This window comes from Psychrobium sp. nBUS_13, assembly GCF_051201665.1.
In the GTDB taxonomy this organism is placed as follows: Bacteria; Pseudomonadota; Gammaproteobacteria; order Enterobacterales; family Psychrobiaceae; genus Psychrobium.
On sequence record NZ_CP179210.1, the window covers coordinates 2,578,558 to 2,596,398 of the forward strand.

At 40.2% G+C, this 17,841-nt stretch carries 15 protein-coding genes and 6 pseudogenes; 9 read left to right on the forward strand and 12 right to left on the reverse strand.

The window, feature by feature from the left end:
- Positions 1-191 precede the first annotated feature (191 nt).
- Positions 192-761 (reverse strand): DUF3885 domain-containing protein, encoded by a 570-nt coding sequence (locus ACMAZF_RS11790; RefSeq protein WP_435274024.1) that lies wholly within the window; start codon positions 759-761, stop codon positions 192-194.
- A 169-nt stretch (positions 762-930) separates the two neighbouring features.
- Here ACMAZF_RS11790 and ACMAZF_RS11795 point away from each other — a divergent pair, with 169 nt between their 5' ends.
- The 4 genes and pseudogenes from ACMAZF_RS11795 (at position 931) to ACMAZF_RS11810 (ending at position 2,891) form a co-directional block, all read left to right on the forward strand.
- Entirely contained in the window at positions 931-1,179 is a 249-nt protein-coding gene (locus ACMAZF_RS11795) for a type II toxin-antitoxin system Phd/YefM family antitoxin (protein ID WP_435274025.1), read from the forward strand.
- A pseudogene (locus ACMAZF_RS11800) lies at positions 1,169-1,456 on the forward strand (type II toxin-antitoxin system RelE family toxin). The gene ACMAZF_RS11795 and the pseudogene ACMAZF_RS11800 overlap by 11 nt, the downstream one beginning before the upstream one ends.
- A gap of 322 nt (positions 1,457-1,778) precedes the next feature.
- Positions 1,779-2,464: pseudogene (locus ACMAZF_RS11805) on the forward strand (IS1595 family transposase); the annotation flags it as partial.
- Positions 2,465-2,594: 130 nt separating this feature from the next.
- Entirely contained in the window at positions 2,595-2,891 is a 297-nt protein-coding gene (locus tag ACMAZF_RS11810) for a transposase (protein ID WP_435274026.1), read from the forward strand.
- 27 nt (positions 2,892-2,918) lie between these two features.
- Here ACMAZF_RS11810 and ACMAZF_RS11815 read toward each other — a convergent pair whose 3' ends face one another.
- The 5 genes from ACMAZF_RS11815 to ACMAZF_RS11835 form a co-directional block, all read right to left on the reverse strand.
- Positions 2,919-3,221, reverse strand: a complete 303-nt coding sequence (locus ACMAZF_RS11815) for an excalibur calcium-binding domain-containing protein (RefSeq protein WP_435274027.1) — start codon at positions 3,219-3,221, stop codon at positions 2,919-2,921.
- 138 nt (positions 3,222-3,359) lie between these two features.
- Complete coding sequence (gene rraB, locus ACMAZF_RS11820; protein WP_435274028.1) at positions 3,360-3,779, reverse strand: ribonuclease E inhibitor RraB; 420 nt, start codon at positions 3,777-3,779, stop codon at positions 3,360-3,362.
- A gap of 61 nt (positions 3,780-3,840) precedes the next feature.
- On the reverse strand, positions 3,841-4,569 hold the full coding sequence (locus ACMAZF_RS11825) for a 1-acylglycerol-3-phosphate O-acyltransferase (protein WP_435274029.1): 729 nt from the start codon (positions 4,567-4,569) through the stop codon (positions 3,841-3,843).
- Positions 4,570-4,690: 121 nt separating this feature from the next.
- Positions 4,691-4,987, reverse strand: a complete 297-nt coding sequence (locus tag ACMAZF_RS11830; RefSeq protein ID WP_435274030.1) for a hypothetical protein — start codon at positions 4,985-4,987, stop codon at positions 4,691-4,693.
- A 68-nt stretch (positions 4,988-5,055) separates the two neighbouring features.
- On the reverse strand, positions 5,056-6,402 hold the full coding sequence (locus ACMAZF_RS11835) for a M20/M25/M40 family metallo-hydrolase (protein WP_435274031.1): 1,347 nt from the start codon (positions 6,400-6,402) through the stop codon (positions 5,056-5,058).
- A gap of 236 nt (positions 6,403-6,638) precedes the next feature.
- On the opposite strand from ACMAZF_RS11835, the gene ACMAZF_RS11840 reads away from it, so the two are divergent.
- The gene (locus tag ACMAZF_RS11840; RefSeq protein WP_435277237.1) at positions 6,639-7,271 is read left to right on the forward strand and encodes a sulfotransferase family protein; all 633 of its coding nucleotides are present in this window, start codon (positions 6,639-6,641) and stop codon (positions 7,269-7,271) included.
- A 71-nt stretch (positions 7,272-7,342) separates the two neighbouring features.
- Positions 7,343-7,915 carry a tRNA-(ms[2]io[6]A)-hydroxylase gene (locus ACMAZF_RS11845; RefSeq protein WP_435274032.1) on the forward strand — a complete coding sequence of 191 codons (573 nt, stop codon included), beginning with the start codon at positions 7,343-7,345 and terminating at the stop codon, positions 7,913-7,915.
- A 60-nt stretch (positions 7,916-7,975) separates the two neighbouring features.
- Here the strand turns inward: ACMAZF_RS11845 and ACMAZF_RS11850 are convergent, their stop codons facing one another.
- Positions 7,976-8,878, reverse strand: coding sequence for a LysR family transcriptional regulator (locus tag ACMAZF_RS11850; protein ID WP_435274033.1), 903 nt, complete (start codon positions 8,876-8,878; stop codon positions 7,976-7,978).
- A gap of 176 nt (positions 8,879-9,054) precedes the next feature.
- Between ACMAZF_RS11850 and hutH the strand changes: the two genes are divergently transcribed.
- A complete protein-coding gene (gene hutH / locus ACMAZF_RS11855) occupies positions 9,055-10,548 on the forward strand; it encodes a histidine ammonia-lyase (protein ID WP_435274034.1) in 1,494 nt (497 codons plus the stop codon).
- Positions 10,549-10,559: 11 nt separating this feature from the next.
- Positions 10,560-12,560, forward strand: coding sequence for a urocanate hydratase (locus tag ACMAZF_RS11860; protein WP_435274035.1), 2,001 nt, complete (start codon positions 10,560-10,562; stop codon positions 12,558-12,560).
- Positions 12,561-12,678: 118 nt separating this feature from the next.
- Here the strand turns inward: ACMAZF_RS11860 and ACMAZF_RS11865 are convergent.
- From ACMAZF_RS11865 to ACMAZF_RS11875, 3 genes and pseudogenes are all read right to left on the reverse strand, one after another.
- A pseudogene (locus tag ACMAZF_RS11865) lies at positions 12,679-13,515 on the reverse strand (IS1634 family transposase); the annotation flags it as partial.
- A protein-coding gene (locus ACMAZF_RS11870) for an IS3 family transposase (protein ID WP_435273982.1) occupies positions 13,508-14,685 on the reverse strand; the annotation gives its coding sequence in 2 pieces (ribosomal slippage) (positions 13,508-14,427 and positions 14,427-14,685; 1,179 coding nt in all). The pseudogene ACMAZF_RS11865 and the gene ACMAZF_RS11870, both read right to left, overlap by 8 nt.
- A gap of 76 nt (positions 14,686-14,761) precedes the next feature.
- Positions 14,762-15,547, reverse strand: a pseudogene (locus ACMAZF_RS11875) (IS1634 family transposase); the annotation flags it as partial.
- A 99-nt stretch (positions 15,548-15,646) separates the two neighbouring features.
- On the opposite strand from ACMAZF_RS11875, the pseudogene ACMAZF_RS11880 reads away from it, so the two are divergent.
- A pseudogene (locus ACMAZF_RS11880) lies at positions 15,647-15,928 on the forward strand (IS1595 family transposase); the annotation flags it as partial.
- A gap of 32 nt (positions 15,929-15,960) precedes the next feature.
- Here the strand turns inward: ACMAZF_RS11880 and ACMAZF_RS11885 are convergent.
- Both ACMAZF_RS11885 and ACMAZF_RS11890 read right to left on the reverse strand, forming a co-directional pair.
- Positions 15,961-16,349, reverse strand: a pseudogene (locus ACMAZF_RS11885) (IS481 family transposase); the annotation flags it as partial.
- 253 nt (positions 16,350-16,602) lie between these two features.
- Positions 16,603-17,820 carry a hypothetical protein gene (locus tag ACMAZF_RS11890; RefSeq protein WP_435274036.1) on the reverse strand — a complete coding sequence of 406 codons (1,218 nt, stop codon included), beginning with the start codon at positions 17,818-17,820 and terminating at the stop codon, positions 16,603-16,605.
- Positions 17,821-17,841 lie beyond the last annotated feature (21 nt).

Here is a 17,841-nt window from a genome sequence, read left to right on the forward strand (position 1 = left end):
GCTATGGCTGCGTCACACGAAGAAGAAAATTAACCGCAGTTAATCTCACCGAGAATAGTTAGTACTAGAAATGAGAGAGAAGTTCGAGCAATTCAAATAAATATCTTAAATATAAAGTTTCGACACTCCAGAAAACAGCACAGAAAAAGCTTAATTATGGATATATATACTTTATTTTACGCTCTTACTGTTTAGAAACCCTCGGGATGCGCTGACAGCCATTCATTGTGCTTTTCCTTGAGTTGGTCTCTTTGCTTTGTAGATGCTAACACAATGTCGGCGCCACCATCATAAGGGTGAAATACCACGCCTTTGCAGGGATTAATAATCATAATGTTGCCAGCTTCATCGTTAGCCACCAGACGAAATAGGCTATTTAACTCGCGTCCAGTGAAATTAACTTCAGATACATGAAGATGCCAATAGAGTTCGTAGTCGTCATCTTCATCGTGTTGCTCAAGCGAGCACCACGATTCTGTAACAGGAAATATCGTTGTTAGCTCTGGTTTTGTGGGTTCTTTAGATTCAGAATACTCGGGTAAAACAACAAGAACATTACTTTTACCAACTAGCTCTTGAAGCACGGCATTGTGCCTACGAAGAACCTCAAGATACTCTTGTTCGTTTTCTGGGTACCTTTTTGATTCTGGTAACGAATGGAATCGAATCCAACGATCCTTGAACTCATGCTTCAAGTTGTGCGCTTCAGGAGGGAAGTTATTGAATTCCCTTTCCCAGAATTTGGCAAGTTCTTTAATCATGGTGAAATACCACGCCCCCATAAGCCGTGAGCAATGCTGGCACAATTTGTTGCGCCTTTTGTTTTTACAATTAATGTGACCACGTTGAGAATCAGCTTTCATAGTCACTTGTTAAACCTACGACACAACTTTATCATGACCTACTTAAAGGCCGAATAAGGGACCTATAATGACCACTCGAATATTAGCAGAAATAGCTGCAAGTATCACAGAACTAAAAGCAAACCCAATGAAGGTTGCGACTAGTGCTTCTGGTGACCCTGTTGCTGTCCTAAATAGGAATGAACCAGCCTTTTATTGCGTTCCCGCTGCTGCGTATGAACTATTAATGGATCGATTAGAAGATCTCGAGCTTCTATCGATCGCCGCAGAACGAAAACACGAGCCCAGCGTCTCGGTAAATATCGATGATCTATGATCTCGAATTTAAAAAGAGTGCATTAAAGGAATAGAACAAACTCGGCTCAACTCTACAGGAGCAATTCAAAAAAAAGCTCAGAGAGAGGCTCTGTTCACCTCATGTTGTTTCTGCCAAATTGTCTGGTTCAGAGAATTTGTCTAAAATAAAACTTCGCCAATCAGCCTACCGCCTAGTCTATGCAGTCGAAGATAATATCATTACGGTCACTGTTCTAGCAGTCGGCAAGCGCGACAAAAGTGATGTATATCGTAAAGCGATGCACAGACTCGACTAGTATGTTTAACGCTTACAGCAACGGCGAATTTTGCTGGCGGAACTTTTGCGTGCTTTTGCAAAAAGTGCGACAGTCCGATTGACTGTTTTTGTTATGTTTTTTGTACACACTTATTTTTATATTCGTCTATTTTTTCTTTTGCGAATACTAGAAGTTCATCACTTTGCGAGAAAATGTTGATGGGAAGTTCACTAGTTTTCGTCATTTCGTATTCTACACCATCTTTCTTGGCAACATATTTCGCAATATTGTTTTCAGGCGCTGTTTTAGCTAATTGTTGTCTATACTCAATAGTGAGATTAACTTATTGAATGTATTGGTAATCAATACTAAATCATTTGTAAGTAAGCTTCACCGGATAACGAAACAACTTTCCTCGATGACTCCAGCGCAAAGAGAGATAGTTCATCAGTCAATTCAAGCCCTAGTGGCTGAAATCAGTACCGATGAAATTATTCAGCCTCTTTTTGACCTATCCCACAATGCCCTCATTGCGAATCCACTCAATTGAAAAAGTGGGGGAAATCAGGTGCGATACAGAGATACCGCTGTAAAGGTTGTCATAAAACCTTTAACAACAAGACTAAGACACCATTCGCTCGATTACATAAATCTCATCTGTGGGAAGATTATGCCCGTTGTATGCAATTAAAATTAACCCTAAGAGAAGCTGCCGATATTTGTGGTATTAACCTTAAAACGGCTTTCTTATGGCGACATCGTTTTCTGGTTGCTCAAGCGGGTAAAAATGACGATAAGCTATCGGGAATTATTGAAGTTGATGAGTTTTTTCTAGCTTACTCAGAAAAAGGTTCGAACACTTTAGCGGAGCAACGTCAGCCCAGAAAACGAGGGGGCGGCATCGATAAACGAACCAAGGATGGTCAAGTTGCCGTTCTTTTATCGATAGATCGCAGCAACCATATGATTAACCCTATGTTAGCCGCTGATACAACGGCAGAAATAGCAGCGAATTTAGCTGAAAATATCACTGAACACTCGGTATTATACCAATTGCATTAAGTAAGTGATCTTGTTGTGCGTAGAGAAAATCAGCTAAAACAAGGCGCTCGATTGACTAATAGCTGGCTATTAGGATTGAGAGCAACGCCATTTTAGTTAATTTTAACAAGTACAAGTGGGCAAATATTTAATGCAATTAATGGTATTATGCAGCGATGGTTCGTGGTCCTATGTGGCAATTGCCAAACAAAAACATGGTGACCATAAGCGGTTAATCAACGGTGAAATCAGAGTAATAGATGAGGTGTACAATATCCAAACGGTGAATGGCGCGATAGCTAACTTTAAAGGCTGGATTAACGGAAAAATGAAAGGTGTGGCAACGAAGTATTTATCTAATTATCTTGCGTGGTTCAGGGAAAGCAACGCAAAGCTAGATAAACAGCAAATATTAGTCGCGGCTTACGGGTGACAACAGTATTTTGGAACAGCGCCAATTTTATTGATTAAACTGACGCTCACATGGAATGCCATCGTGATCACCATCCATCTTCGTGTCAGGGCAGTTTTTTAAGAAAAACACCGCTTCTTTAAAAGATCCCATTTGAGAACATAGTTGGCGACCATCGCAACGAAAACTCGACTGAGTCAATAGTTTCGCCTTTTCTAACGTTTCCATCGCAGAACTATTCAATACTTGATCAGCAACACTGCTTACTTTCTGTTTCACTTCACCGTTTTGACTATTGTAAAATTGCCAACCACCAGCAGTGATTAAAATTAAAATAATAAACTTCTTCACAAACACCCTTTTACATCTAAATAGCTATATAGACGCTGTTAATTTAGAACATTTTTGTCAGCCATACAACAATTTTAATTTTCTAACAGACATAAAAAAAGCGAATCTAAGATTCGCTTTTTAAAAACAATTTTCCGATTATTCGAAGAATTCTTCGTCATCGTCTTCATCACCATGAACTACGCCATCTTCATCGATGAAATAGGTACCCCAACCATCATATTGGATCTGGTTTTTAAAGGCTAACCGAATCAATGCTTCAGTGTCTTTATCTAGACGTTCTACTTCAAGCTTATGATCAATAGTCGCATCAAAACAATAAATAATCGCGCCATCGTCTAACTCAAGTTCTTCAGCATCAGATACTTCAAAACCAAGTTTAAATGCATCAACAGCCGCTTTCTCTAGTTTGTCGAAATTGGCACATGATAAATGATGCTCGATTGGATATTCAGCATCAGGATTACTACCATCCGCTAAAATGCTTGAAACAATCTCACGATTATCAGCTTTCTGATGTTCAATTTCTTTTTCTACTGACGTGTTTTCTACAGACATAGTCATTCTCTAATAATTTGCTAAGTGCATTATAACCTGAAAGCTCAGTTAAATTGCACCATCAGGCAGTCTTTTTGTTAAGTTCATTCACTTCAGCATCAAGTTCATTGAGCTTTTGTAGCATATTGCTATGGGCAGTCTTAGACAGCTCTCTCACATTTTCTTTACTCATTTGGGCAAAAGGCATTGCCGGCAGGCTTTCAATAATCAATGTACCGTTGTTCCAACGGTTAAGACTAATGCTATCGGAACTACTCATCACTACAGGAATAACATCAACTTTCGCTTGAATTGCGGTATGAAAAGCGCCAGTTTTAAATGGTAATAACCCACGACCTCGACTGCGAGTCCCTTCGGGAAATATCCATACCGACAAACCACCTTCAAGCATTTTCTCAGCGGTCTGTGCGATAGTGCCGGCCGCTTTGGTTTTATTTTTACGGTCAATTAGTATGTTGCCACTTAACCAATATAGTTGCCCAAAAAACGGCACCCAAATCAAACTTTTCTTACCAAGGCTCACCACTCCGCGCGTTACGCCAGCACAAATAGTAATAACGTCAAAATTGTTCTGATGATTGGCAATAATCACTTTAGAGCTTGTGGTTACGTCTTTAGGTATACGAACAATAAGTTTAACACCGAATAACGGTGCAAACTTTGACAGCATTTGAGCCATCAAGTAAGTGTTATTGCGATGAAATGGACGTAATAAACAGATAAAGATCCCGCCAATACATGCAAGTATTATTAACGGGAGTAAAAAAATGACACGAAGTACAGCAATCATTAGCGCCCTAATCTCTCGAAGAATATAAATTTGCGCGTATTATGCGAAATTGGCGTACAAATGTATACACCTGTACGCTCAATTATTATTTTATGTGGTTAGGCTCACTCAAACGCGCGTGCTAGTAATACATAAATAACGTAGCTAAACAAACAAAAAAGCTTGCCATTACAACCGAAAACAATAGCTTACGCTCGAATATCTGTTTGAAAGGGAATTGAATCAAATAGGCACCAAAAAACATCCAATATGTTCGCCATAAGCTACCAACAAACACACTAACGCCGTTTGCATCTAGTGGCTGATCAATTGTCAGATATCGAATAACAAAAAAGCCAGTTTGAGACAACGACAGCAAACCAAATACCACCATAAAAGCGGCAATGGTCAAACGGATAAACCGTTCATTCTTTTTCATAATATTTCCAACAAAGGCAAACAGCTATTCTGTTTGCCTTATTAAACTTAAACGACTTATTAACCGAATTAGAAAATCAAACCGTTTTTATTTACTTTAGAGGTATCAACACGCGTTGGTGTTGCTTTACCGTCAACCAAACTCTGGCTAGCAATGGCGATAGAATTAATCACTTTAGTCATTGACGCTAAATCAAGGCTCGCAACATCATCTGACGCTTTGTGATAATGCTTGTCTTTATCCAGTTGCGTTGACGAAAAGCTATGGGCTGGCACACCTAAGCGCGCTAATGTCGCGTTATCTGAGCGGTAAAATAAACGTTGTTCAGGGTAAGGATCAGGGTGAACCTCAGTATTCATTGCTTTTAAAGATTTATTCATTAGTGAACCAAGATTTGAACGGTCAAAACCTGTCATCCAAAAGGTGCCTGCACCAAATTTAGACGGCTTACCAATCATTTCAATATTTACCATCGCTACAATATTGTCACTGTCGATATGATTTGAGAAATATTTAGAACCATAGCCGCCAATTTCTTCGGCTGTAAACGCTGAAAATACGAGTGTGCGTTGATTATCGCCTTGGTCACGATAATACTGTGCTAAGTTCATAATAGCTGCAGTACCTGATGCATCATCATCAGCACCGTTGTAAATTTTGTCACCTTCCGCTTGCTCATCAACACCTAAATGATCGTAGTGAGCAGAGAATAAAACGACTTCTTTTGATTTACCCGGCAATACACCAACGACATTGGATAATGATTGTGTTTTAACCGTATTAGTGACATTAACGGCAACAGACTTAACATCGGTAATCGCAGTAACAACCATCACCAACGTATTATCAGTATTGATTTCAAATTTATTTAACCCGCCACCAAAATACGCTTGATAACGTTTAAACATGCCTTCGTGAGCAGGATCAATCACAACAAGATTACTGCCACCGCGTTGATTAAGTTCACCTATTTTTTCGAGAAAATCATCATCCTTTCCAATAACAGTTAAAGCGACTGACGTTGAATCGTCCCAGTTTAACGATTCATTGCTCGTCGCAACGGCAACCATTTCAGCGCTAATTACTTCACCGTTTAAATTAACAGCAACAGACTCAGGCTTAACATTATAAAGTGAGAAATCCTGTTCATAGCCCATCGCACCATCTAAAGGAACTAAACCAGCTTCTTTAAAACGTTTACCGATAAATTCTGCGGCTTTAGTAATACCAGGCGTAAAGGTTCCACGACCTTCTAGCTCATCAGATGCTAAATAGGTAACGTCGTTGGTTACTGTTTGAAGGTTAATTTCAGGGACTTTTTTAACTGCTTTTTGTTCAACAGCATCTTTGCTACTGTCGTTACAAGCGACTTGCGTAGCGGCTAATAAAATAGCCAATGGAATGATTTTTTTCATTATTATTCTTCTTTAATTAGACAGGAAATCAGTGGTGTTTCAGTTTATCGCCACTACTCAAATAAAACTGATGCTAATATATCGCCATCACAAAGGATGAGCAAACCAATCTCTCTAATTTTTATCGTAAATCAGCAATTTGTAACAATTTGGCCGTTATCACAGCGCAGACTATCAATAGCGATATTGATTTGCGATAATTCGCCTTTAATTTTTTTAAACACTGAACGCCCGTGATAACTAATAAAATATTCATTATTGGCTTACCAAGAACCGCCACAACAAGTGTCTGCAAAGCACTTGTCGAACTTGGTTTTACAACGGCTCACACGGCCTATATTCAAAAAGCCTTTGACGATGCACAAGTTATCGCAGACACACCTATTTTCTGTGATTATCAAGTACTTGATCAGCACTACCCAAACAGTAAATTTATTCACCTCGCCCGTGATATGAATGCTTGGGTGCCATCGATTCGTCAATTGCTACAGCGAATGCTGCATAATCTACAACGCACTGATGGCGGTTTTAACCCCTATTTACGCCGTTGTTATCACGATATTTTTAGTCCTCTCACCGTTGACAACATTAATAACGATGACTTTTTGATCCGCTGTTACGATCGTCATCTAGCGACAATTAAAACTCATTTTAGAGATAGACCGGACGACTTGTTAAGCATTGATGTAAGTCACGCAATGAGTTATCAAAGGTTGTTAGACTTCGTAGATTTAACACCCCGCGAATCTAATGATTTTGAACGAGTCAATATCGGTGGCAAAGTCACGGCATGGAAACAAGTGGACAGCGAATTCAAGATAGAATCTACGCGCCGTGGCCGCATCGATAAGCTCGATTATTTAAGTTAAACGCAATCACACTTTGCGAAACGCGCGCAGGATAGGTAAAATCCCGCCCAAATTAAGAATGTGAATAAACTATGTTTGAATTAAAATTTAATACCCCAGATGCGTGGACTGACGCCGTCATGGAAAACTTTGATTACTTTTTACAAGATCATGCGTCCGCTGAAAAGAAAGCATCAGGGATGGCGATGTCTATGCTTTCCCATTATCCAGATCGTGCCAAGCTCGTTCGTGCGATGACTGACTTAGCCCTTGAAGAACTTATTCACTTTAAACAGGTGCTAAAGTTGATGAACGCTCGCGGCGTTATTTTAGGTCAGGATAAACGTGACCAATACATCACCGAAATACGCAACTTATTTCGCCGTGGGGGCAAGCACTTTATGCTTGATCGCTTAATTGTCGCCGGTGTCATTGAGGCCCGTGGTTATGAGCGTTTTTCAATGGTCGCTGTTGCACTTCCACCCGGAAAAGATAAAGATTTTTACGACAGCATTGCCAAGTCAGAAGCCAAGCACAAAGATTTATTCATTGAATTAGCCTACGAATATTTCGATAAAGCCGAAGTTGATACTCGGTTAGAGGAAATCTTAATTGCAGAAGCAGACATTTGTAGTCGCTTACCCTTTAGCGGTGCGTTGCACTAGTCGAATATGTGCGTCACTCTTAGTGAGTAACGCACATTTAACGCCATCTAAATTACCGCACTAAACACACAATGAATGACAACGCTTTATCTCTTCAATAATGGCATTCGCCAGCGGTGATACCGCATTATTCTTGGATGAAATTAACATCACAGGGATTTGATAAGAATATTTATCAGGTAAAATCGATTGAAACATTCCCTTATCAACCCAATAACTGGCGTAATGCTCAGGTAAATAACCGATAAATTCACCCGACAAAATCAAATGTGCAATACCCTCATCGTGATAAGCCATGGCGCTATTTTGATAATTTAAGCCATCATTTCGCACTTCTTTATCACGCATATAATTGCTTGTAATAACTTCAGCTTTCTCGAGCAATTTAGCCACTTGAGCTGGCTTACAATCGAATAGTGGATGCCCTTGCCCGCAATATAAAAAGTTGGTTTCGTTATGCAGTGGAAAATAATCTAAACCCCGTAACTGATGACGACTCACCCCTAAGCCAACTAAAGAGCGACCGTTGGCCACTGCAGTTTCAACTTCGCGCGCCTCACAGACATTGATATCAAATTGCAGATTATTACCCTTGGCCTTTAAGGCCGAAATAGCACGTGCAACACCACAGCGCGGATCGTTAACAATGGTATCGATAATCGCAATAGTGACACGGCCAGAAAGCTCACTTTTCGCACTGGCCACTGTGGTTGCAAACGCGTCACATTGTTGCAGTAACTCAAGCGAGGCTTGATAGGTAACACGCCCTGTTTCCGTCAACTCAAAACCACTTCTACCTCGCTTACAAAGTTTGACATCTAAGCGCACTTCTAAGTCTGAAAGATGGGCGCTAATAGTGGAGCGACCGATATTTAAACGAGACTCTGCGGCTGATAAACCACCACATTCTACAATAGCGACAAATATTCTTAGCAACCGTAAATCAACATCATGAACACGCATCTTTTAAAACCCTACATTATATGATTAGCATTAGTTCGATAAAACCGGAATGAATATCGATTATTATGCAACTACAAAACAAAGATAACAAGTTAGAATAGCGGTATAAATCATTACTTTAATAATAATTATTAACCCGTATGCACTATTCGGGTTCAAACGTTTAGGAGCACTTTATGACGTTTAACTATGGTATCGACCATTTAGATCTTGATGTTGTTAACAACATTGCCAGCGGCAAAGTTACAGCACAGCTTACCCAACAAGCTATCGAAAAAATTAACATCAGCCGTGGCCGTGTAGAACAAATGGCGGCGTCAGATGAGGCTGTCTATGGTATCAATACAGGTTTTGGTCCATTATGTGACACCCAAATCACCCCTGAAGAAACCAATTTATTACAAAAGAATTTATTGATAACTCACGCCGTAGGTGTGGGTGAGCCAATCGCTAAATCAATTTCTAAATTGATGTTAATTACTAAAGTTCACGCGCTAAGCCAAGGCTTCTCTGGCATCCGTCTTGAAACGGTAGAACGCATGTTGGCATTCATCGAACTTGATTTGATTCCAGTGGTTCCAGAGCAAGGCTCTGTTGGCGCATCAGGCGATTTAGCGCCACTTTCTCACTTATTTTTACCACTATTAGGTGAAGGCGAATTCTGGCAAGGTAATGACATTGTTCCTGCGGCGCAGTTACTAAAAGAACATAATTTAGCGCCAATGGATTTACACGCTAAAGAAGGTTTAGCGTTAATTAACGGCACGCAATTTATCTTATCGCACGCTATCACTGGCTTAACGAAAATGCGTTACTTACTCGATCTTGCTGACATAACTGGTGCCATGAGCATTGAAGGCATGCAAGGGAGTCAATCACCATTTAGAGAAGAGCTTCACGCCACTCGCCCATTCCCTGGTAACGTTGAAGTAGCAGCACGTATGCGAAGCTTTTTTGCAGGCTCTGAAAACATGAATTCACACACTGACTGTGATCGCGTTCAAGATCCCTACTCACTGCGTTGTATTCCACAGGTTCATGGCGCATCACGCAATGCTTACAATCATTTAAAAGATTTGGCTGAGATTGAAATGAACTCTGTGACTGATAATCCAATCGTTATCAGCAGTGAAGAAGCCATTTCTGGTGGTAGCTTCCACGGCCAACCACTTGCAATGGTGCTTGATTACGCATCGATTGCCGCGTCAGAGCTTGGTAATATTTCAGATCGTCGTTGTTACTTATTACTTGAAGGCTTGCACGGTTTACCGCGTTTGTTAACGTCATCAGGTGGTTTAAACTCAGGTATGATGATCCCACAATACGCGACAGCAGCATTGGTTACTGAGAATAAGTCACTGTGTTTCCCACCGTCAGCAGACAGCGTTCCAACGTCAATGGGTCAAGAAGATCACGTATCAATGGGCAGTATTTCAAGCCGCCAATTTAACCAAATTCTCGGTAACTTAGAAAAAATCCTCGCGATTGAATTGATGTATGCCGCGCAAGCTATCGACTTTAGACGTTCAAATAAGTGTTCAGATATTATCGAGAAAAACTTCGCTATTATCCGTGAAAAAGTAGCGAAACTTGAAGAAGACAGACTACTAAAACCAGATATTGATGCGATTATCACAATGGTTAGAACACAAGCGTTTACGGTTAGATAAGGAAATTAATAATGACATTTGAACAAGAAATCAAACAAGGTATTCCAAGTGAATTACCAGCAGCTAAGCCTTATCCGTTAGATGCTAACCGCGCGCCAAAGCGTAAAGACATTCTAAGCAGTGAAGAAAAACAGCTTGCTGTACGCAATGCACTTCGCTATTTCCCAAAAGAGTGGCACCAAGAGCTGGCCGTTGAGTTTGCTCAAGAACTCAACGACTTCGGCCGTATCTATATGTACCGCTTTAAGCCAAGCTATTACATGAAAGCACGCCCTATTAGCGACTACCCAGCTAAATGTCAGCAAGCTGCTGCCATCATGTTAATGGTTGATAACAACCTAGATCCTGCTGTTGCACAACATCCAGAAGAGCTAATTACCTACGGTGGTAATGGCGCAGTGTTCCAAAACTGGGCCCAATACATTTTAGCCATGAAGTATTTAAGCGAAATGGAAAATGACCAAACGCTTCATCTTTATTCCGGCCATCCAATGGGACTATTCCCATCATCAGTTGATGCCCCACGCGTGGTGGTAACCAACGGCATGATGATCCCGAACTATTCACAACCAGATGATTGGGAAAAATTCAACGCATTAGGCGTAACACAATACGGTCAAATGACGGCTGGCTCGTTCATGTACATTGGTCCGCAAGGCATCGTACACGGCACGACTATCACGGTCATGAATGCGTTCCGTAAAGTATTAAACAAAGACGAAAAACCACAAGGAAAAATCTTCCTTACTGCTGGTCTTGGCGGCATGAGTGGCGCACAGCCAAAAGCCGGTAACATCGCTAACTGTATTACGGTTTGTGCCGAGGTCAACGCGAATGCAGCCACTAAACGCCACCAGCAAGGTTGGGTTGATGAGCTTATCGACAACATGGACGACTTAGTTGCCCGTGTTAAACAAGCACAAGCTAACGAAGAAGTCGTATCAATCGCCTTTATCGGCAACGTGGTCAACGTGTGGGAAAGTTTTTTCGAGCAAGATATTTTCATTCACTTGGGTTCAGACCAAACATCATTGCACAACCCCTGGTCAGGCGGCTACTACCCTGTTGATATCAGCTATGAAGAATCAAATCGCTTAATTCGCGAAGAGCCAGAAGTCTTTAAAGAAAAAGTACAAGCGACATTAAAACGTCATAGCGACGCTGTTAACAAACACACCGCACGTGGTACTTACTTCTTCGATTACGGCAATGCGTTCTTACTAGAAGCATCACGCGCTGGCGGCGATGTCATGGCAGACAATGGTATCGATTTCAAATACCCATCTTACGTGCAAGATATCCTAGGCCCAATGTGTTTCGACTATGGTTTTGGCCCATTCCGCTGGGTGTGTACCTCTGGTAATCCAGAAGACCTAGACAAAACCGATGCTATTGCCGCAAGCGTTCTTGAAAAAATAATGGCTGAGTCGCCTGAAGAAATTCAGCAGCAGATGCAAGATAACATCACGTGGATCAACGATGCCAAACAAAACAAACTCGTTGTCGGCTCACAAGCACGTATTCTTTACGCCGATGCACAAGGTCGTATGGAAATTGCTACAGCCTTTAATGATGCGATCAACAGCGGCGCAATTGGCCCTGTGGTATTAGGTCGTGATCACCACGATGTGAGCGGCACTGATTCTCCATTCCGCGAAACATCAAACATTTATGATGGCAGTCGTTTCACCGCAGATATGGCCATTCACAACGTGATTGGCGATAGCTTCCGCGGCGCAACGTGGGTATCAATCCACAACGGCGGCGGTGTTGGCTGGGGCGAAGTAACCAACGGCGGTTTTGGTATGTTATTAGATGGTTCAAGTGATGCGGAGCGCCGCTTAAAATCAATGTTACTGTTTGATGTAAATAACGGTATCGCCCGTCGCAGCTGGGCACGTAACGAAGAAGCCAACTTTGCTATTAAACGCGAAATGGAGCGCACGCCTAAGCTAAAAGTAACCTTAGCTAACAATGTCGATGATGATATTTTGGATAATTTATCACTGTAATGTTTAACTAATTAGCTTTTAACAAAGTACAACATGTAAAAAAGCTACCTCATTTGGGGTAGCTTCTTTAGAAATAATATATCGTAACTCATACTTAATCCGACATTCCGCAGTATTTTTAGGAATAAATTTTTTGATAGATACTACCCATGCAATTAATGATAATACTGTTCCTCTCTTCCACATTTAAGACTAGCTGTTGCTCACCACTGATTGTTAAGACATGAATGCCCTGAAAGCAAAAGAATACCCAACGAGCGGTTGGGTTTTGGCATGGTTTGTATTTTAAGTTGGGAAAATAGGCAGACTGAGCCTTTAGCTCCCTTCTGATTTTATGCTCCAATGCCGCGTAAACCATTAAGCAGCATGTCATTACCATCAATAGCGCTTCTATTCTTTCTGGCTTTTTCAAATAAAGTGATGAGGTTAAAAAGTCAGGGCTTTTTAAAAACCTGAACCCTTTTTCTACACTTTGTTGAGACTTGTAAAGACTGAGCATTTTCTCCATCGTGAGCCCTTCACTCAAATCATTGGTCGCTAACATAAATATGCCTTTTTCTTGCAATCGTTGTTCTCGACTCTTTAGTGACCAATACAATTGCCCTGTTATTTGGTACTCATAGCTATCGGGTTGTTGGTTTAGCTTAGGGCGACCACTTTGTTTGAATATGGCATGCTTAAGGATTTTATCGCCATCAATACCAATCTCATTATGGGCTTTTAACCATGTATTTAATGTTTTAGCTGCATCTAATGGACAAGAAAAACGCTGTCGACTCAATTTTTTGAATGATTTTATCACCTCGTTTGAGTCTTTTTTCATACGTTTATCTAGCGTATGTTGCTCCCGTTTTTTCGCTTGCTCGCTTTCTATTAATAACCAACGCTGTTTTACTTCGCCATAGTCAGACTCAAGCCATGCTGCGCTGTAGCCATTATTGTAGTGGTCAACTAATTTTGGTCACGGTTTTGTAAGTTTTCCAGTATCTCTGTTCCGATTCATTTGGAGTTAAACCGCCATTATATTGATGAGGCCTGACGTTACTATAATATCCTGTAATATAATTCACTACTGCCGCCTTGGCTTGCACTAAAGATTGATAACCTACAGTGGGCATCCATTCTGTTTTAAAACTCCTAAAGAATCTTTCCATCGGTGCGTTATCCCAACAGTTTCCTCGTCTGCTCATGCTTTGCTTGATTTGATATCGCCAAAGTAATTGACGATATTTCTTACTCGTATAATGACAGCCTTGATCTGAATGAAACATCACGCCTTTTGGTCTCCCTCGTGACTCAAAAGCCATTGTTAATGCTTGGCTAGTTAGCGCTGTATCAGGTGAGTAAGACATCGCCCAACCAATAGGTTTTCTGGCGAACAAATCAATCACAACGGCTAAATAACACCAACGATTACCTGCCCATATAAAAGTCACATCTCCACACCAAACTTGATTGGGTTCGCTAACAACAAATTGTCTGTCTAAGTGATTCGGTATCGCTGCGTGCTCATTTCCACCTCGCTTATAAGCATGCTTAGGTATCTGACAACTCACTAGGCCAAGCTTTTTCATAATGCGGTTTGCTCGGTAGCGGCTTAATGGCATATCTCTAGTCGTTGCTATCTGAGCTACGCTTCTGGCTCCTGCTGATTCGCCACTTTCCGAGAAAATAGCGCGAACCATTAATTCTGCTTTTAAGTGCTTATGACTGGCGTTTTTTGAATTTTTACGCCAGTAACCATAGCTACTACGATGAATATCAAAGACTTCACAGACTGTTTTTACATCATAGCTCTCTTGTAACGCCTGGACTATTTCAAATTGTCTAGGGAGTCTGACATCAAGAGAGCTGTAGCCTTTTTTAGTATTTCTTTTTCTAATTCAATCCGTTTTATGCGTTTTTCGAGTTCTTTAATTTTTATTTGTTCAGGTGTTAATGCAGTCGGTTGGTCTGCTATACCGTTTCGCTCTTTCTTTAATTGTCGTGCCCATTTATCAATGGCTGATTTACTCACTCCGACGGCTTCGGAAGCTTCTCTGACAGAGTATCCTTCATCAACAACAAGTTGAGCTGTTTCGAGTTTAAATTCTGCTGAATAAGTTGGTCTTGTTCTAGTATTCATTGATTCACCTAAAGTTGATGAGGCGTATGATAACACCTCTATTTAAGTGACCAAATTCACTGTACCACTACATATCAAGTGTTTTAAAATCTAGTGTGTTTTTCCGGGCGATTGCTTCTTTTACTTGCTTTAACTTTTGCGGGGCGCGAGAGATAAATAACTGTTTTTGTTCATCCAGTGATTGAATTGTTTCTGCGGTATATAGGGCGGCATCGGCAATAAAATATTGGCTATCTTGCGCCGCTTTCAAGCTACTAATGTGGTGTTTAACAATATGTTTAAAACCTTCATTGTCGTTAATATTGCCACTGGCAGCTTGCATGTACACGGGGATACCTGCTTTGTTTTCAGTGATCAAGTTAAGTACAACCTGATTCAACTCTGGACGATGGTCTCGACTGTAACCTCTAACGAGTTTAACTGCTTTACAGTCCTCTTCATGATCATAATTACCATCAACATGAATACTGGTCGAGTCTAAATTAATGCCTTCGCATGGTAGCCCTAAATGTTTAACAACACTCGCTGATAACGTTTGATAGATGTCTGACACGCCCGTTTCATAAAGTTTATCAAGGCAACGGCCTAGCGCATCGTCATTGATATATTCAGCCTTTATCCCTTTACCTATAAGGCGCTCAACAGGACGCTCTTTAAAGTATTGTGGGTACATATGTAAGGTACGGCCAACAAAGCCAAGCCCATTTAAAATCATGGCTTCAACCAATTGACCGTAAGAGATAAGCTTGCCATCACATTGCCCAGGGAGCGCCTGATCAATTATCTTGGCAATACCAAGCTCTTTGTTCATGCCAGCAACCAAACCTAAATGATCAAGACCTTTTGTTGAATATGACGCCATTATTTTTCCATCACCCAAAGATAAGTAATAGATCAAATATGGCGATCTGCGTCAAGGTTTTTTTATTAAGTTTTTAGGTGCGGAAAGACAGCTGAAAATATCACTGAACACTCGGTATTATGCAGCGATGGTTCGTGGTCCTATGTGGCAATTGCCAAACAAAAACATTGTGACCATAAGCGGTTAATCAACGGTGAAATCAGAGTAATAGATGAGGTGTACCATATCCAAACGGTGAATGGCGCAGCTAACTTTAAAGGCTGGATTAACGGAAAAATGAAAGGTGTGGCAACGACGTATTTATCTAATTATCTTGCGTGGTTCAGGGAAAGCAACGCCAAGCTAGATAAACAGCAAATATTAGTCGCGGCTTACGGGTGACAACAGTATTTTGGAACAGCGCCAACAGTTTAGACTTGAGATTCTGTCAAAGTGGTGCCTACGTTCGCAACTTTATCTTCTTGCGCTTTAAGTCGTCATTTGAAGTTTTCTAAGTTGTGACATAATCAAATTAAACGCACACCGTTGGCTGAGACAAATACACAATTCTTACGTAATTCATCACTAGTTCAGTCTTCCCCATGAGCTGGAAATTCGGTGGCATAATCTATGACTATTTTTTGGTTTCTTCCTCAACGCGATTTAAGCTTGATCCCCTATCAATAAGCCCCGAACAACCTTCATGAGCTAGCTCTTGATAACGATAAAATGTATCTCGTGAGCCCCACATAACTTTGCAAATTCTGTTTACGTTGCAAAGTTATGGCTCTAAATTAAGTGAACCGACGTTGTAATTAATGATTGGATTGTTAGTGTGAAAGTTACCTCTTTTGTTGTTTTGGTGAAAGGTTCAGCACCTTTATCAAAACGGGTAACTCTCAACTTTTCAATAAGAAATGTCAGTTCTTGTAAACTAATCAAGTACCTTCAAAGTTCCTCAGTTCTATTGCTATTTGGTATCTTGTTGCTAATTTATGCTTAGCTGACATTATTCTTGACTGTCTAATTTTTAGGGATAAATAGATAGATAAACTTTGCCAAGATTGATTTGTTGTTTATATATCTAGTTGAGACTTTACTAAGAAATGATACCTTGGGTTATTTTTCTTTAAGTCGTGTTCAATCCAATGTTTTGCCTCATCTGATATTATTACTCCCCTATCAATTAATTTTTGGGCGAATTTAGTAGGTCGTCCTAATTTACTAGACAGTATCAATACCTCTTTTAATACATCAACGTCTTCAGATAGAACCAAGGCATCCTTGCTAAGTAAATATTCGAAAACAGCTGGCCCCTCATTGTGCAAAAGGGAACTAACGAGAGCATTTCTTCCATCAGATGAGGTTAAAGATAGATCAACGCCATAATTTTCTAGCACTTTGAGTTCATCTACATTAAAAGTTTCTACTAAAAAACCAGCATGGTTTCCATTAAGCTGATGTCCTCTTTTCAAAACTTCCTCAATAACAGTAAAAGGCGGTCTTTTGATTAGCGCATTTAAAATCATAATGTCTGCCTGAGTAGTCGAATTACTACTTACTTCCTCTAATTCATGTAAAAACATGTCCCAGTCGGTGTTTTTAGCGTCTGGAAAAAGGCTTATGCTTTCAAACCCTTTACCTATCATTTTAGACGTATAGACCGCGCTTACATCTGTAAAACTATTTTCACCCAAAAAATCGTCAAACTCTTCTGCTGAAAAATTAGCATACTTATTCAAATCATTATTATTAGATGACTCTTTAATTTCGTCGATGTATTCTAACTTAACACTTTGTTTTGTATGCGAAACAGACTTATCAAAATTTATTTTAGGATCGTTTATAAGGTCAGTGGTAACATTCATGTTATCTTTTGTTAAGTTATGGTATAAAACCAACAAAGCAATAATAAAAGGTATTATCATAATACATAAAATGATCGTGGATACGATGTTTTTATTGTATCCCCACCGACTTACAAATCTCTCCTTCCATCCAGATAATATAAACAGTAACCACAGGCTCCCAAAAGCACTCAAAGAATATTTAAAAAATGAGGCGCTAGCATGTACGATGATAGTGATTATTTCGGATTCGTTCAAAATAAAAACTGAAACTAATGCTTCTACCAAAAAAGCAAAAGCACCTATTAACAAACTAAAACCTAAAAAAACAATTGCTAAGAGAATAGAGCCATGAAAAGACTTCCCTGTTACATTTTCAACAAAACGCACAAAGTAAAAATCATGAAAATTATCTTTCTGGGGAATTAAGCTATAAATTTTTGACATATTAATTACCTCTTTCTCACC

What these genes read in the sequence shown, in the direction of transcription:
- ACMAZF_RS11790 (WP_435274024.1), bottom strand. Translation starts at nt 761, where the DNA reads ATGATTAAAGAACTTGCCAAATTCTGGGAAAGGGAATTCAATAACTTC.
- ACMAZF_RS11795 (WP_435274025.1), top strand. Translation starts at nt 931, where the DNA reads ATGACCACTCGAATATTAGCAGAAATAGCTGCAAGTATCACAGAACTA.
- rraB (WP_435274028.1), bottom strand. Translation starts at nt 3,779, where the DNA reads ATGTCTGTAGAAAACACGTCAGTAGAAAAAGAAATTGAACATCAGAAA.
- ACMAZF_RS11825 (WP_435274029.1), bottom strand. Translation starts at nt 4,569, where the DNA reads ATGATTGCTGTACTTCGTGTCATTTTTTTACTCCCGTTAATAATACTT.
- ACMAZF_RS11830 (WP_435274030.1), bottom strand. Translation starts at nt 4,987, where the DNA reads ATGAAAAAGAATGAACGGTTTATCCGTTTGACCATTGCCGCTTTTATG.
- ACMAZF_RS11835 (WP_435274031.1), bottom strand. Translation starts at nt 6,402, where the DNA reads ATGAAAAAAATCATTCCATTGGCTATTTTATTAGCCGCTACGCAAGTC.
- ACMAZF_RS11845 (WP_435274032.1), top strand. Translation starts at nt 7,343, where the DNA reads ATGTTTGAATTAAAATTTAATACCCCAGATGCGTGGACTGACGCCGTC.
- ACMAZF_RS11850 (WP_435274033.1), bottom strand. Translation starts at nt 8,878, where the DNA reads ATGCGTGTTCATGATGTTGATTTACGGTTGCTAAGAATATTTGTCGCT.
- hutH (WP_435274034.1), top strand. Translation starts at nt 9,055, where the DNA reads ATGACGTTTAACTATGGTATCGACCATTTAGATCTTGATGTTGTTAAC.
- ACMAZF_RS11860 (WP_435274035.1), top strand. Translation starts at nt 10,560, where the DNA reads ATGACATTTGAACAAGAAATCAAACAAGGTATTCCAAGTGAATTACCA.
- ACMAZF_RS11890 (WP_435274036.1), bottom strand. Translation starts at nt 17,820, where the DNA reads ATGTCAAAAATTTATAGCTTAATTCCCCAGAAAGATAATTTTCATGAT.